The 16,238-nt window shown below is 38.5% G+C and carries 14 protein-coding genes; 4 read left to right on the forward strand and 10 right to left on the reverse strand.

The features are described 5' to 3' along the window. Positions 1-4: 4 nt before the first annotated feature. From speD to QNH43_RS13995, 10 genes are all read right to left on the reverse strand, one after another. Positions 5-841, reverse strand: coding sequence for an adenosylmethionine decarboxylase (speD, locus tag QNH43_RS13950; RefSeq protein WP_283914574.1), 837 nt, complete (start codon positions 839-841; stop codon positions 5-7). Between the two features lie 160 nt (positions 842-1,001). Continuing rightward, positions 1,002-1,664, reverse strand: coding sequence for an ABC transporter permease (locus tag QNH43_RS13955; protein ID WP_283914575.1), 663 nt, complete (start codon positions 1,662-1,664; stop codon positions 1,002-1,004). A 17-nt stretch (positions 1,665-1,681) separates the two neighbouring features. Beyond that, positions 1,682-2,599: an osmoprotectant ABC transporter substrate-binding protein gene (locus QNH43_RS13960; RefSeq protein WP_283914576.1), complete on the reverse strand. Its 918-nt coding sequence runs from the start codon at positions 2,597-2,599 to the stop codon at positions 1,682-1,684. Between the two features lie 11 nt (positions 2,600-2,610). Then, positions 2,611-3,264, reverse strand: a complete 654-nt coding sequence (locus QNH43_RS13965; protein WP_283914577.1) for an ABC transporter permease — start codon at positions 3,262-3,264, stop codon at positions 2,611-2,613. A gap of 12 nt (positions 3,265-3,276) precedes the next feature. After that, positions 3,277-4,431, reverse strand: coding sequence for a betaine/proline/choline family ABC transporter ATP-binding protein (locus tag QNH43_RS13970; RefSeq protein ID WP_283914578.1), 1,155 nt, complete (start codon positions 4,429-4,431; stop codon positions 3,277-3,279). A 211-nt stretch (positions 4,432-4,642) separates the two neighbouring features. Next, a complete protein-coding gene (locus QNH43_RS13975; protein ID WP_283914579.1) occupies positions 4,643-5,818 on the reverse strand; it encodes an acyl-CoA dehydrogenase family protein in 1,176 nt (391 codons plus the stop codon). 1,234 nt (positions 5,819-7,052) lie between these two features. After that, positions 7,053-7,280, reverse strand: coding sequence for a hypothetical protein (locus QNH43_RS13980; RefSeq protein ID WP_283914580.1), 228 nt, complete (start codon positions 7,278-7,280; stop codon positions 7,053-7,055). Positions 7,281-8,096: 816 nt separating this feature from the next. After that, a complete protein-coding gene (locus QNH43_RS13985) occupies positions 8,097-9,110 on the reverse strand; it encodes a bifunctional metallophosphatase/5'-nucleotidase (protein WP_283914581.1) in 1,014 nt (337 codons plus the stop codon). 48 nt (positions 9,111-9,158) lie between these two features. After that, positions 9,159-9,368: a twin-arginine translocase TatA/TatE family subunit gene (gene tatA / locus QNH43_RS13990; RefSeq protein ID WP_283914582.1), complete on the reverse strand. Its 210-nt coding sequence runs from the start codon at positions 9,366-9,368 to the stop codon at positions 9,159-9,161. A 25-nt stretch (positions 9,369-9,393) separates the two neighbouring features. Next, positions 9,394-10,839, reverse strand: a complete 1,446-nt coding sequence (locus QNH43_RS13995; protein WP_283914583.1) for an alkaline phosphatase PhoX — start codon at positions 10,837-10,839, stop codon at positions 9,394-9,396. Between the two features lie 1,104 nt (positions 10,840-11,943). Here QNH43_RS13995 and QNH43_RS14000 point away from each other — a divergent pair. From QNH43_RS14000 to QNH43_RS14015, 4 genes are all read left to right on the forward strand, one after another. After that, on the forward strand, positions 11,944-12,789 hold the full coding sequence (locus QNH43_RS14000; protein WP_434060200.1) for a multicopper oxidase domain-containing protein: 846 nt from the start codon (positions 11,944-11,946) through the stop codon (positions 12,787-12,789). 14 nt (positions 12,790-12,803) lie between these two features. Beyond that, on the forward strand, positions 12,804-13,973 hold the full coding sequence (locus QNH43_RS14005) for a ZIP family metal transporter (protein ID WP_283914585.1): 1,170 nt from the start codon (positions 12,804-12,806) through the stop codon (positions 13,971-13,973). A gap of 305 nt (positions 13,974-14,278) precedes the next feature. Next, positions 14,279-14,503, forward strand: a complete 225-nt coding sequence (gene tatA / locus QNH43_RS14010; protein ID WP_283914586.1) for a twin-arginine translocase TatA/TatE family subunit — start codon at positions 14,279-14,281, stop codon at positions 14,501-14,503. Positions 14,504-15,236: 733 nt separating this feature from the next. Next, entirely contained in the window at positions 15,237-16,193 is a 957-nt protein-coding gene (locus QNH43_RS14015; protein WP_283914587.1) for a HEPN domain-containing protein, read from the forward strand. Positions 16,194-16,238: the final 45 nt, after the last annotated feature.

Here is a 16,238-nt window from a genome sequence, read left to right on the forward strand (position 1 = left end):
TCCCTTAATCGGCATGCTTGTTTTTTTCTATCGGATGTGGAACATTGGCACCGTAAAAAATTTCATCCATCTCCGTTCGAAGCCTTTCTATAATTTCTTGCCTTTCCTCTTTATTCAGCTTTTCCTCTGTATAGCCGAATAGGTAATTATTAATATCGAATCTTTTCAGCTTACATTTTGTATGGAATATATTTTCCTGGTATACATTCACATCTATCATGTCATATAAACCCTTCACTTCATCAGGAATATAGTTTTGAATGGAATTAATATCGTGATCAATGAACAATTTCCGCCCATCTTTATCTCTCGTAAAGCCTCTTACTCGGTAATCGATCGTGATAATGTCGGTATCGAAGGAATGAATGAGATAATTAAGGGCTTTAAGAGGTGATATTTCCCCACAAGTAGAGACATCGATATCGGCCCTGAATGTGCTAATGCCTTCATTTGGATGGAATTCAGGGTATGTATGTACGGTAATATGGCTTTTATCGAGTTGCATGACCACATTATCAGGTAAAGGTCCTGGTGATTCTTCATAAGTTCCCGTAGGTACTTCTACGACAGGACCTTCCGAAACAAGAATGGTTACACTTGCGCCTTGAGGGACATAATCCTGTTTGGCCGTATTTAAAACATGTGCTCCAATTAAATCAGACACATTGTGCAAAATCTTCGAAAGCCGCTCTGCATTATATTGTTCATCGATATAATCCAGGTAGGCCTCTCTCTCTTCCCTCGTTTTTGTGTAACAAATATCATACATATTAAAGCTTAAAGATTTCGTAAGATTATTAAAGCCATGAAGTTCAATACGCTGCTCCGGTGTAAGTTTCATGATTGATTCCCCTTATATTTTTTTACGACTACCCTTATAGTTACCCTTTTTCTGAAATAAAAAACTAAGTCTGCCAGCCTGGGCTTCCGACTTCTCATCGGTAATTGTCATTTCTGGCCATGGAAAAGCCATTGCATTAACATGCAATGGCCTTTTTGGTTTAGGCAGTATGAATTTTTTTCTTTTTTATCGGTGAAAGAATTCGTTCCAGCCAGCCGAGTATAAGATCTGAGAGAATGGCCATCAATGCCGTCGGAATTGCTCCTGCAAGTATGATTGCCGTCCCATTTGAAGCATTCGTTCCCCTGACAATGATATCCCCCAGTCCGCCTGCGCCTACGAATGTACCGACCGCGGTTACACCAATGGCAACGACAAGCGCCGTACGTAAGCCAGCCATGATGACAGACAGAGATAATGGCAGTTCGACCATTCTTAGTAACTGGAGCTTCGTCATCCCCATTGCCTTGCCAGATTCTAAATAAGCATGATCTATACTTGTAATTCCGACATAAGTGTTCCTCAAGATTGGCAGTAAGGAATATAAAAACAATGATAAGATAACCGTATTTGTTCCTAACCCCATTACTAGCATCAGGAGAGCGAGCATAGCCAATGCTGGTGTGGTTTGTATGACATTCGTTATCGAAAAAACCCAATTGCTCAATTTCTTATGTTTCGCGATGAAAATGCCTATCGGAATGGCTATAATTGCTGCAAATAAAACTCCATAGGCAGACATTAAAAAGTGACGATAAAATTCAGTTAGTACATACATCCAATTTTGGGAATAATAAGTTCCCAGCTGTTGCAAGGTTTCCATTAGTGTGCACCTCCCATTTATTCAAAGTAATTATGAGCTTTAAGGAATTCAGTTGCTACGACCGATGGCTCCTTCAAGTTCCCATCAACTTCATAGTTCAGTTCCTGCATGGTTTCAGTAGTGATTTCACCAATTAACTTGTTAAGCTCATCTTCAATTTCAGGATAACGTTCCAATAATTCTTCGGTAACGACCGGTGAACAGTCATATGGAGGGAAATATTGTTTATCATCTTCCAAAAGCTTCAAATCATTAACCTTAATCCGTCCATCTGAGGAGTATGCAAGGACAATATCCATCTGACCATTTTTGACTGCATCGTAAACCAAGCCAATCTGCATCGGATAAGTTTCCCCAAATTCCAATCCATATGTATCGACGAACCCTTTATAACCATCCCCTTTTCTTTTCAGCCAAGCACTGTCTACACCTAACCTTAAATTATCTGCATCCTTTTCCAGATCCGATATTTTCTGATACCCCTTTTCCTCTGCCAATTCATTTGAGATCGTAAAAGCATAAGTGTTATCGAATCCGTATGAATCAAAAAATTTGAACCCATATTGTTCTTTGAATTCCCTTTGAACAATTTCCATCGCCTTTACTGGATCCTTTTCAATTTCCTGTCCCAGGACACTCGTTAAATCAGTCCCTGTATATCGAGTTGCGGCTATGTCTATGTCACCGGTCTCCATCGCCTTTTGCTGAACGAAATTGGAACCTAGATTTTTAATGATTTTCGTATCAACTTCCGTATTCCTTTCAAGGAGTTGAGCGATCATGTTCGCCAAGATTTCGGATTCGGTCATGCTTTGGGCACCGATCTTTACAGTAGTTTCAGAAGATGACCCTAAACCGGGCAAGGAGCAGCCGGTTATCACTAATGAACAAACTAAAAGGGTCATGAAAATTGTACGTCTCATTTTTTTATACATGGTAATCCTCCTCAAGCAACTTCCTTCATACCTTTCAATCCTTTTGGTACGACTTTTCGTTCAATGATCGAGAATACATAATCCACCAGGATAGCCATGATGATTACCGGAACTGCACCTGCGATGATATATTCTGTTTGGTATAAATTCAAACCGATAAAAATGTAATCTCCAAGTCCCCCGCCTCCAATAAAGGAGGCTAAGGTGGCCCATCCAATTAAATAGACGGAAGCCGTACGGATGCCAGCCATAATGACGGAAAGAGCAAGCGGGAATTCAACGAGACGAATTCTCTCCCAGCTTGTCATCCCGATGCCGCGTCCAGATTCCAGAAGATTTCCATTTACACCTTTAATGCCTGTGTATGTATTTCTGAGTATGGGTAAAACGGAATAGAAAAATAACGCAATGATTGCGGGTGTTTTCCCAACTCCGAGGAAAGGAATGAAAAAGGCTAGTACCGCTAAGCTTGGCAATGTCTGCATAATGTTTGCCATTCCGATTATTATCGAAGCGCTCCTTTTCATTCGCGTCAACATGATCCCTAGTGGTACGGCAACTATTATTCCAAGGAAAACAGCTATCAAGGATATATATAAGTGCTCCCATGCCTTATAAATCAATTCTTGCCAGTTCGTTTGTAAAAAATCGAGCAAAATTTCCATCTCATTCACCTCCTAAATCATTTCTGCCATTTCTTCCATTTGATTTTCTTCTTCTCCCCAGATGCTGTCATATACGATGTCCACCAATGTAGCCCTAGTGACGATTCCGACCAAATGTTTATTGTGGTCAACTACCGGCACGTATTTGAACCCTCTTTTTAAAATCTTCTGAACGGAATCGCGGATTAAAGTATCCTGTTTCACTGAATAGACTTCAGTATTGATGACTTCACTGATAAATTTAGCCTTTTTTCGATATTCACTGATCGTTTCAACGTCCACGAACCCTTTCAACACATTTTGCTCATCGACCACAAGTAGAGAATCTACCCTTTTCTCGCGCATGATCGTAATAGCATCTGTAAGGGATTTTTCCTCTGTAATGGATATTGGATTTCGACTCATGATTTGTTCAACCAGCTCAACATTCGGTCTTGTTTGAAGCAGGCGATCTTTGCCGATGAATTCTTCCACAAACTCATTGGCTGGGTTTCTGAGGATTTCATCCGGTGTTCCCACTTGGACGATTTCACCAGCTTTTAAGATGACGATCCTGTCGGCTAGCTTAATGGCTTCATCCATATCATGGGTAACAAAAACGATTGTTTTATCAAGTGTGCGCTGTAAATTTTTAAATTCCTCCTGAAGGGCATCGCGGGTGATCGGATCTAGTGCGCCAAAAGGTTCATCCATTAAAATGAGTGGAGGATTGGAAGCTAGTGCTCTGAGAACGCCTATCCTTTGTTGCTGCCCGCCGCTCAATTCGTAAGGATACCTTTCCAGGTATTCAGGTCCCATATCTACAAGCTGAAGCAATTCCAATGCGCGTTCCTTTTTCTTCTGTTCATTCCATTTAAGAAGTTTTGGAACGAGGGTGATATTTTCAAGAATCGTCATGTGAGGGAAAAGTCCGATCTGCTGGATAACGTACCCGATCTGTCTTCTTAACTCTACTGGATCTTTATCCATGATGTTGTCACCATTAATAAGTATCTTGCCTTCCGACGGCTCGATAAGACGGTTAATCATTTTCATAGTCGTTGTCTTACCGCATCCACTCGGACCAATAAAGCAAATGAATTCCCCTTTTTTAATATCCAATGATATATTTTTTACAGCTTTCTTTCCTCCCTTATAGATTTTCGATACATTTTCGATTTTTAACATAACAAGCACCTCCATCATTCGCATACAATTACAAATTTTACAAATATATTAATTTTTTCATTTGCACAGTCTTTAGTACCCATAAAGCAAACTGTATAAACCTTTTATTTTTAAAAAACTAGTTCATTGGAATTATATAGAATAAATGGGATAAAAAAACTACCTCATTTTAAAGTGAGGTAGTTGAATGATTTAAAAAACTAAAGTTGAATTAAAACCCAATATTTTTAGCAATCAGGGTTTTTACGGTTTCATCTGTCCCTGTAAAGAATTTTGTCAAAGGAATGTCCCGGTGACGCCGGGCAATTTTATCGTCACCCATATTTCCGTAGCCATCATGTAATTGCATGCACTTATCGGATATTCGCTTAGACATCTCCGTTATCCAATATTTAGCCATCGATACTTCAGCTATGATTTTCTCCCCAGTCATATGTTTAAGAATCAACCCATCAACAAACGTTCTTCCCAGATGAATATCTGTCGCTATTTCAGCAATGGTAAACTGTGCATTTTTCAATTTACTTATTTTCTTATCAAATGCTTTTCGTCCTTTTATAAAATTCTTCGTTAATTGAAGCATATCGTTCGCTGCCATTAAAGACCCGATCGCACACATTAGTCTTTCCTGCTGCAGTTTTTGCATGATATAAGAAAGACCCTTCCCTTCCTCCCCAATGAGGTTGCCAACAGGAACTGAAGCATCATCGAAAAATAGTTCGGCTGTGTCTGGGCATCCTTGTCCTGTTTTACCAAGCTTTCTTCCCCGTGAAAATCCTGGCGTATCTTTATCAATTATCAGCAAACTGATTCCGTTTTGGGAAGGAACAGCATTAGGATCCGTTTTGCATGCCACTATCATGAAGTCGGCTTTAAAGCCATTTGTGACAAATGTTTTGGCTCCATTGAGTATATAATACCCATCTTTCTTGATCGCTGTGGTTTGAATATCCCCTAATTCCGAACCCATTCCCGGCTCTGTCAATGCAAAGGCTGAAATCAATTCACCTGTAATGAACTTTGGTAAATATCTTTGTTTCTGATCTCTTGTTCCGAATGAGGCAATATAAGGGGCTATAACATCAGAATGAATGGATATTCCTCCTAACGCTGATCCAACCAATTCCAATTCCTCTGCCAGCACAACTGAATAGCCAAAATCTGCTCCTATTCCACCGAATTCCACATCAAGCCATGGACATAAAAATCCATTATCTCCAATCTTTTTCCAAAATGAGTGAGGTATCCCCCCCTCCTTGTCCCATTGATCATAAAAGGGGACAGCCTCCTTGGCGAGAAATTCACGAATTGATTGTTTAAATAATAAGTGTTCTTCCTTTAGGAAGGAACGAGAATCATCCTTATTGATTGCCATCGTGCTAACCATAGGTTAAACCTCCATTCTCTAACGATTTGGACTTATAATCCACTAACATGATCAAGTTAAATACCTCGATGTAAACGGTTACAACTGCAAATATCATTCTTTTAAAATGACCCACAATATTCTTGTTCAACAAAAGTATTGAATTCCCTTTTAATTATCTATTTTTTACCATTTAAAATCTTGGTTGTTTATTACTTAACTGCTTTTAATATGGGTTTATCATATATTCTGTCGAGGTTATTTTTGGAATATATTTTGTATTAATTTAACAAAAATTCCTTTTTAATTGCATATTAAAATGGGGCTTTAACAGAGGCTGTTAAAAGAATAAACCAACTGAAAGGATGTCAATATCTTTGTTTGTTCTTCTTTGCTTATCAACCAGTTCCCCTGTCCCTTGCGATAGTGTTATACGATATCTAAGTCCCAACCAACCTCCAACATTCTTTTACAAGCAGGGGGCGGACAGTTTCTTCACGAAATCATGTCGCACGCACCCGTACGACCTGTCCTGGCTACTGCAATATTAGAATTTATTTTTAAAAAAGGCTCTTTTCGTAAAGATTGTTGTTTTTAAAACAAAACGATTTAAGGTTGATTGAAGCGCAAGTGCGAGACTCCTGCGGGAGCAGCGGGACAGGTGAGACCCCACAGGCGTTTACGCCGAGGAGGCTCACCGCCCGCCCCGCGGAAAGCGAGCATCTGGAGGGGAAATCAACCACACCGCTTTACTTGGTAAATAGCAGCAAAGTATGCGAAAACAGCCTAAAAAAAGAATCCCATATAATTTCCATTCGTTTATATTGAAGCTTGGAATCTATGTAAAAACAGGAGCGAAAGTATATAACCTATTTTACATAAAGCAAAAAATACTCTGGAGAATATCTCATCCCAGAGTATTTTTTTACGAAATACTACTTTTTCATTTAACCGCTTCTTTTCCTTATCCGGTTCAAAAGCAGTAAACTTCGGAAGCAGCAAATAGTTTTTCTTCCCCTGTATGCGGGTTTCTAGTTCGAGCAGCTCGGACGTACACCTCAAATATACCAAATCTAATCAAATTAGAACTCATAAAAGTAATGGACTCGAGATCTTCTTCACTATCATTGGCTTCAGAAAGCTTACCAAGCACGTTTGCACCATGAACTTTGTTATGCCCTTGCACAATTTCTGTGGGCCAACCGCTATATACCTTCACCTTCTATAATGTTTATTCTCTATTCCTTCACAAATTTTAATCTTGGATTTTTCCATTAATGACAACACACTTCCCGTTTGAAGGTTTCTTTATCATCCTTCCATCCTTGATGTATACAGTGTAAGTATTATTGACTTTAGCATCTAATCTTGCTAAATCTCCCATTCTTGCTATGATATTTTTGACAGCTTCCCTCTTCAGATTATCCATGACTTTCTTTTTCCATTGTTCCCGATTGTTTTTTTGCTTATTTTCATCAACCATCAGGATCCCATCCTTTTTGTTTGATTTATGTCTTCTCCGATATTAGTGTATTATATTTTTATCATCTTGTTACCTTTATGCTTTTCCTAATTGGGTTCTTTTTTTATTTTATAACGTAACAGGTAAGTGAAAAGGATATTAATAAAATGGCTCACGCTAGTGATAGCAAGAAAAGAACGCACATAAAAACAGGATGCAACTGAATGTTGCACCCTGCCTGAAAAAGGGGTTTGCTTCATTTCGAATCAGCATAAATTCTCTGCGATAAACACCTCATCTACATTAGAGTAAATACCGGTATCTGACTAGAGTTTACCATCCAAAGCAACCATCCCCTATATCTTAAAAGTTTTATCAACTTTCAAAGTATAATCGACAATTATTGAATGAGTTTTCTGCTTTTACGTGCAAGCGAACCATCTCCTTGCTCGAAACGATTTTTTAATGAAGCTTCCAGTAGTTAAGTTAAACGTCTTTAACTGACACCTCATTTACTATATGATATGAACCATACGTAAATCACTAGCCCCTTCTTCTTTATTTATTATGACCATCTGCTGGCAAAATATAATTGGTTGTTTATGGATATCAACAATTGTTTAAATCAAGTTATTCATTGTTGTTTAAGTACAAATCAATCGCAATCTCAACACAGATAAAATCTACACTAAGTTCGGCGTTCTCCGTGGAAAGGGCGGAAATGCAAAAATAAAAAGGCCGGCAGTCGTTAGCTTTCACCGACTTTCTGCACCACCTTGCATTCTTACTGCATAATTAATAAAGAAACGACAAAGCATTATGAAGACTTCATTTGAATTATTGCGCATTCAACTCTGAACGATATTCGTCTATAATCACTTGTATCTCTGAATCGGCTTGGACATTTGTGACGTCGTAGAGGAATCCATCGGATTCGGCCAACATCATTTTCCCGTCAACAACTTCAAAGGTCAAATCCAGGCGGCCCAAATAATGTTCTTGTTCTCCGCCGGCTTGAGTAATTGGCACCATCACCTCTCCATTGAATTCGTATTCGGGCGTTTCGATGACCTTATGTGTATCTGCGCCGATTACCGCTGAAACTCCTGGAACCTGAGCCAAGTTGTGGTCTTCAGTGTTTCCGGCATGCGAAAGGACAATATTAATGTCGGACTTTTCGCTCACTTCAGGAAGCAACGCATTCAACGCTTCTACCGGTTCGATGAAATCGAGGTCAGCAACATCATTCCAACCGCGAATTTCCGGCTTCATCGAAGTAAGGCCGATCATGCCGACTTTAACACCATTGAAGGTAAAACTCTTCCAAGGTTTTACATTCTGAATGTACTTTCCTGTTTCCCTGTCAATGACATTACCAGTAAGGATGGGGAAATTCACGTTGCGGTGGTAATTCTTTAACTGTTCATAACGGCTTTCCTGTGTGCCCTCTCCGGCAGGGTAAACGCGGAAGTCGTTGTTTCCGAGAACCATTGCATCATAGTCCAAAGCTTTCAAAAGAGACGTCTCCAACTCTCCTTGCCCCGCTTGAAACTCGCCTCGCAGGAAGACATCCCCGCCATCGACGAGAAGCAGATTCTCCTCTTCATTGCGCACATTTTCAATGATGGTGGCATACTTCGCAATAGAATTTTGATGAATGGTTCCATCAACCAGCGTGACGATGTCATCCAAATGGCCATGAAAGTCATTCGTCTGGAGAATGGTGAGTTCAAACTTCTCTCCCTCCTTGAGCTTTTCCTCCGCATCTGCTGTTACGGGCATTCCGACAAAAGCAGCAGCCATCGTCAGCGAAAAGCAGCCCGTCAATAACTTCATTCCCATTTTATTCATCCTATTTCCTCCAAGCAATTACTCTATTAAATTGTAAACACAAGTTATTTAGTTTCCAGTCTTTTCGGTTTTATCAAGAGCGACAAGTTTAGTTTTTTCTTCTTTGTCATTGCTGATCAAGTCATTTGTTGCTTTTTTAAATTCATTTAAAGTTTTCCCGAAAGCACTCCCGATTTCCGGTAATTTAGAAGGACCAAAAATGATTAACGCAATGACTAGAATGAGAATTAGGCCAGGAATGCCGATGCTAGATAACAATCTTCTCACCTCCTAAACCATTTACTTATAAAATTGGCATACCATGACGCTCTAAAGCAGCTGCTTCCAATAAAGGCATACCTTGTTCATCTGCAAATGCAGTAAGTTTATCCGAAACAACAGGAGCAAGACTTGCTGGAGGCAGAGCTTGGTTCATAGCTCGTCTGCGGGTAGAATTTCTGCGTGCAAATGGTCCCCAAATCGCAAAGGTGATACCGGGTGTTTGCATATTTACAAAGAAAGTATTTCCATCCGGAGAAAATGTAGGGCCTGCAAATTCAGAACCGTTCATCATATTTTCAGCAAAAGTATAAATATTTCCTTCAGGAGTCAATCCGACAATACGATCATTACCGCCTCCATCTTCGGCGATCCATAGATCTCCCCAAGGAGTGATTGTAATGTTATCTGGAGCTTCTAAATCATTTTCATCCGTAGACTCATAGAATAGTTCTAAGGTGTTTGTCGCTGGCGTGTAGCGATAAACACGGCCAAGGCGTGCTGAACCTGCACTTGTATCATCGAACCATAAAGTACCTTCAGAAAAATAAGCCCCTTCTAAGCGGCTAAACTGAATACAGCCTTTTTCCTTAGCGTCTTGCTGTGCGATTTCAGGATTTAATTTTTTCCAGACGATCCCGAATTTTTGTCTAGTACTAAATTGACTTGCAGCTGCAGCCGGTAATTCATCAATCGCTGCTGCCTCAAGTGTACCGCCCTTTTGCAGAGAACCTAGTTTTTGACTACGGTCATGTGGTGTAAAACGGTACAAGAAGCTTGGACTTGCGTCTTCCGTTAAATACCAAATCCCTGTTGAAGGGTCAACATGCCCAGCTTCATGGGAGAAATAACCCATATCACGGATTGGTGTTCTTGACATTTCGTTTTCAGGATCAAGCGGATTTACTTCAAATACAAAGCCATGTCCCATATCACGAGTTTCCTCCATTGTTAACCAGGTACCCCAAGTCGTAGCTCCACCCGCACAGTTACGGATCGTACCTGAACTTGATACATACTGATCAATGACTTTATTATTTTGTTCCACGATCAATGTGGTTGTGCCGCCCGCAGCACCAGCGCTCCAAGGTTTTTTTCCATTTACAGGGTAATCAGAATTTGTCCCATTTTCATGGTTTCTTACAAGAATGGTTGTACCCTTTTCCCCTTTATAGGCAGCCATTCCATCGTGAGCAGAAGGAACAAGGTCACCATTAGGCATGATATCACCAGTTCTTGAAAGCATTTTGTAATGAAATCCCCTTGGCAGATCCAGAACTCCATTTGGATCCTTTACTAGCGGGCCATATCCACCAAATCCGCTTGTTGGATTGCTAGATTCCACTGCAAATCCTTTTGTAGCTCCCGCAAGAGACAATACCCCAGTTGAACCAAGTGTTAATGCTAAAGTGCTCATTCCACCAACTTTTAAGAAATTACGTCTGTTTAAACCGCTATTGCTAGATATCATTAACATTACCTCCAACATTTTTTTGAGGGATGCTATATTCCTTATAGCAAACTCTACCCTCAAAATTAACAGACCTTTTTAAATGCTCTGTTAATCCCATGTGATTTTATTCCTTCTTATGAAAAATAAGCTAAAAGTCACGGTTTATACAATGATATGGAGGTTATTGCCATATTTGTAACATATATAAGGTGGAAATTGATGGCAGGAGCCCAAAGTGGAGAAAAAACTAAGGATTTTGTCATAAAAAGATCGATGCCGATTATTAAAGCTTATTAATAGTTTGTAAATAATACACTATGCCAAACCATGTTAACCCTCTTTTTTTACCAATCTAGTAAGTTTTCGGAAAATGGAATCGGTTAATGACATGCTTAATAATAGAACTTTTTTATTTACAAGTAATTGCTTCTTTTCATTTCAATTTTTAAATCCATATTTTGTATGAATATAGTGCTACAGTAGCACGCTACCTCCAGCTCAACATGGAGTTTTTTTCAATGTAAGTTAAGTAAAGTATCGTCATTTCGGATTAATGTCGGGATTGAAAAGTGAACTGTGAAACGATGTTTTAAAACGAAGCGCCAGGCTATAGAAACTAAAAGCAAGGATTATGACTGGAGAATACAGCAAGCCTTCGATTCAATTATGGATTATATTCATAGTTGGCTGTACGAGATCCATAGGTTTGAAAAGATTACACAAGTAAATCAAAGGAGCCTACTGTAGAGTTTCCGATTCATAAGAGCACATATAGTTGATGTATTAAAAAACACCCCTGTCTTAATACGGTTGAATATTCCCACCTGAGCAATAATTTAATACGAATATAGCCTAAAAAAAGAGTTGACACGAAACTTGTACCCAACTTAAAGTATAGCCTATACAACAAAAAGTTTCCTTTACGAAACTTTTTTAGAAGGGGGTCAAGAAATGTCGGATGATAAAAAGGTTTCCCGCAGAGATATTTTAAAGATGGGGACTGCTGGTGCGTTTGGAGTAGCAGGGTCTTATTACATCAATAAAATGGCACAATTCCCAATTGTTGCTCAGGCATCCAATGATTCGTCTCACAAGAATGGCAAACATACCAGTCATGCAAATATGAGTGATCTAACCAAAACCACAGGTTATAAAATGGCAGAACGGCTTCTTACGGAGTTTGATTATGGAAAAGTTACTAAGCTGGCTAACGGACAAATCCTCCGGGAATATGAAGTCGTGGCAATTGATAAAGAAATCGAAATTGCCAAGGGAATAAAATTTCCAGGCTGGACGTATAACGGATCAATTCCAGGACCATCTTTTCGCTGTACCGAGGGGGACCTTTTGCGGTTTCACTTTATTAATAAGGGCAGCCATCCCCACTCTATTCATTTTCACGGAATCCATCCTCCAGAGATGGATGGTTTAACTTCCATTTATCCTGGACAAAATTTCACGTATGAATTTGAAGCAAAGCCATACGGATTACAAATTTACCATTGCCATGTACTACCCCTAGCCCGCCATATCCATAAAGGCTTATACGGTAATTTTATTATTGATCCAAAGAAGCCAAGAGAGCCGGCATTAGAGTTAAACATGGTTATGAATGGCTTTGATTTGGATTTAGACGGCGAAAACGAGTTTTATACGGTGAATGGCTATGCCTTCGCATTTATGAATCACCCAATTAAAATCAAAAAAGATCAACTCGTAAGGATCTATCTAAGTAATTTAACAGAATTCGACTTATTAAATTCGTTTCACTTGCATGCGAATTACTTTACGTATTATCCAACCGGGAGAAACGATAACCCCTCTCAGTTCACTGATACCATCATGCAATGCCAGGGAGAACGTGGAATCATTGAAGTTCGGTTTTCATACAAGGGAATATATATGTTTCATGCCCATGTAAGTGAATTTGCTGAGTTAGGCTGGATGGGATTCTTTGAGGTCGAGTAAAAAGGAGGGATAATATGAAGGGCAAATGGTTAATTACTGTTTTAATACCGTTAGTATTACTTATAGGGGTGCTAGGATGGGTGCTGAAGAATGGAGCAGGTGTAGAAAAAGATCCTGCAGCACCGATTGAAGTCTTGAACATTGAACGCATCAAGGTAACTAAAATCGGTTTCGAATTATTTGTCAGTAATACCGGACCCGAACCCTTAACGATTTCTCAAGTGATGGTTAATGATTCAGTGTGGAATTTCAATGTCGCTCCCCAAGCAAAACTTGAACGATTTGATGAGGGGAAGGTGACCATCTCTTACCCATGGGTGGAAGGTGATCCACATACCATAAAGTTAATCACAGAGAATGGGATTATCTCGGAAGGTGAAGTTGCAGCTGCCACACTCACTCCAGAAGTCACCTGGAGCAACTTTCTTAATTACGGCTTAATCGGCTTTTACGTTGGTATTGTCCCGATTACATTGGGGCTGTTGTGGTATCCCTTTATGAAACGCTTCTCACGAAAGTCCATAAATGGGATTCTTGCCCTTACCGTTGGGCTCCTTTTATTCTTATTTGTTGGGACTCTGGCTGATGGATTTGAAATTGGTGCAGAAGCACCTTCTGTCTTTCAGGGAAATATGGTTGTCATTATTGCGGCTTCCTTAACGTTCTTATTATTGATCGGATTTGATCAGTATCAACAAAGAAAACAAGAAAAGAAAGGATATTCTCCTTTTGGTCTGGCTTTGTTGATGGCTGCCGGAATAGGGCTTCATAACTTTGGAGAAGGTTTGGCAATTGGTTCTTCCTTTGCACTAGGTGAAGCTGCTTTAGGAACCTTTTTAATTATCGGGTTTACCCTGCACAACATTACGGAAGGGATTGGAATCGCTGCCCCTTTATTAAAGACCACACCTCGATATAGAGACTTTTTATTACTGGGAGTTATCGCAGGTGCACCCGCCATTGCAGGTACTTGGGTTGGCGGATTCATCTTCTCGCCAATTTGGGGAGCTTTGTTCCTTGGTATTGGTGCAGGGGCAATTCTTCAAGTAATTTATGTAATAACGAAAATCCTCATTGAAGATCATAGAAAACATAATGAAGCATCTGTTTCATGGTTAAACCTTTCGGGATTCGCTATTGGACTATTAATCATGTACTTTACTGCATTTTTTGTGAAATTTTAAGACATTCTTTAATCTTGTTGGGACGCATAAACAATTCGAACTTGGTAGAGCTGTGGGTTCAATATTGAAGAGGAGAAAGGTAAAGAAAAGTAATAAATTAGAGTTAAAAAGAGCATAAAATATAAGTAGAGCAATCTTAAATTTATGTAGCGAACCGAACTATCGAACAGATATTAACGGTATTGAAATAAATCTAGATTTTAAAAAACTTGATAAGAAAATGGATTCAAACGATTTTATTTATTGAGGTTATTCTAAAAATGAGCTAAAGGAATTTCAAAATTTCATTACTTGGGGGAATCATTATGGTTCAAGGTATAGGTATACCAGGTTTAATTTTAATACTTGTCATTGCCTTGATAATTTTTGGGCCTAAAAAGCTGCCGGAAATCGGTAGAGCCTTTGGACGTACTTTAACTGAATTCAAGAGTGCTACCAAGGGATTAGTAAATGATGAAAAAAAGGATGAAGGGGAAAATCCTGAGTTAATGGCTGTTGAAAAGAAGCAGGATAAATCAACAGTTTCATAAGGAATGGATAGGCGAGGCAACTCGTCTTTTTATTTTTCATTTTAAAAGGATACATCCACCCATGAAAATAATGAAATAAATCTTATTGAACATTTGGAGGAACTTGGACCACGTTACTTGATGCATAGTATGGATTTGTGGGGTTTGATGCTAGCATTCTTATTTGATTGATAAAGATATAGATAAAGTTTTATGAGTGTATCTTGAATGGTTTGAAACATCTCTGTATACATAAACACGCTCCCTAATTTATATATATGAAGATTATACCAAACATTCATTCTCATGTCCATTTGTTCGTAAAATGAGTATTTTACGCAAAGATGAGTTATTTACCACGCCCTCTTCTTTATAAAAAAAGAAAAATGTTTTTCACTTATTACAGGAATGCTCCTCCCTATGTGATATAAGAATAGGCAATACCACTAATCAAGTATTGCCCCCTTTTGTACAATAGAAGAAATTTATTTTTATATAGATGAAATTTCCACCTGAATTTTAGACATCTTTATTTATCTAATTAAAACAACTCATCGAGAAGCTATGTTTTAAAATATTCCTCAATATCTCGGTAAGTCAACTTTAGGCAAACACCCTGAAGATTTTAACCTTAACCCCATTTAAATGCCGGGTTAGGGTTATTTATATATTCTATCGAGGTTAATTAAAAAATTGTACACATATGGTAATTAATATATTATGTAGAAAAAGGAAATAGACGGAGGCGTGAATATTGAGATTGTCAGTTGTCGCTTTACTATCAAATTTAAAATTACCAGATGTTTTCGAAAATAAAACATTTAATGGAATAAAACTCGAAAAACAAGGTTTACAAATAAAAAAATTTAATGACCAGAAAATGATTCAGGATATAGGTGAAATCCAATATTATAATGAGTTTACAAAAAGTCCTTGTTTTTATTTTAATACAGAAATTGCACCTTATCGATTTCAGGATTTAGAGAAGATGCTTGAGCTTAGAGATTTTGTACATGATGCTCTTTTCTCACTATGGTTAACCAAAGACAATTCAGTAAATTCACATGTTATGATGAGTAGATCGGATGATAATAAAATTTCTACTAATCGAACACCGATGATGTTTTCAAACTCCATAGGTGAGTACGGTAAAACGTTTTTTTCAGAAGATGAATTACAAGAAGCCGAAACCTGGGCTCAACTTATCTTAGAAATGTACACAAATACCGTACTCGAACCCACAACAATAAAAAAAGAAATAGCAGTTGGCGAGATTGTATTCAATAATACAAATAAGGATATTCAGTATCACAAGACAAATAGATTACAAAGAACTATACAATTTGTGACTATGGCAAGAAAAGAGTCGTTTTTACCAGCGAAAATCACTTTTTATATTTCTGCATTAGAATCTTTGCTTTCGGATACAAATGCGGAATTGAGATTTCAGGTAGCTGACCGGAGTGCAAGAATTTTAGGTGTAAATTTAGAAGAAAAATTAAAAATATCAAAAATTATAACAAAGGCTTATGACTATAGATCTAAATATATCCATGGTACAGCAGGGAAAAATGCAAGCGAAGATCTCATGATAGAAGTTGATGATATTCTACGTCGATTAATCAAATTATTTTTAACTGACCTTAATCATGTTGTCAAAATGAAGGATGAAGAATTTAGGAATTGGCTCAAAGAATTACTTTATAAATAAAGCAAATCGAGTAGGAGGAGGCGCCTAGCCTCCGACCTCTCACAC

The sequence above is a fragment of the Peribacillus simplex genome, from assembly GCF_030123325.1.
In the GTDB taxonomy this organism is placed as follows: domain Bacteria; phylum Bacillota; class Bacilli; order Bacillales; family DSM-1321; genus Peribacillus; species Peribacillus simplex_D.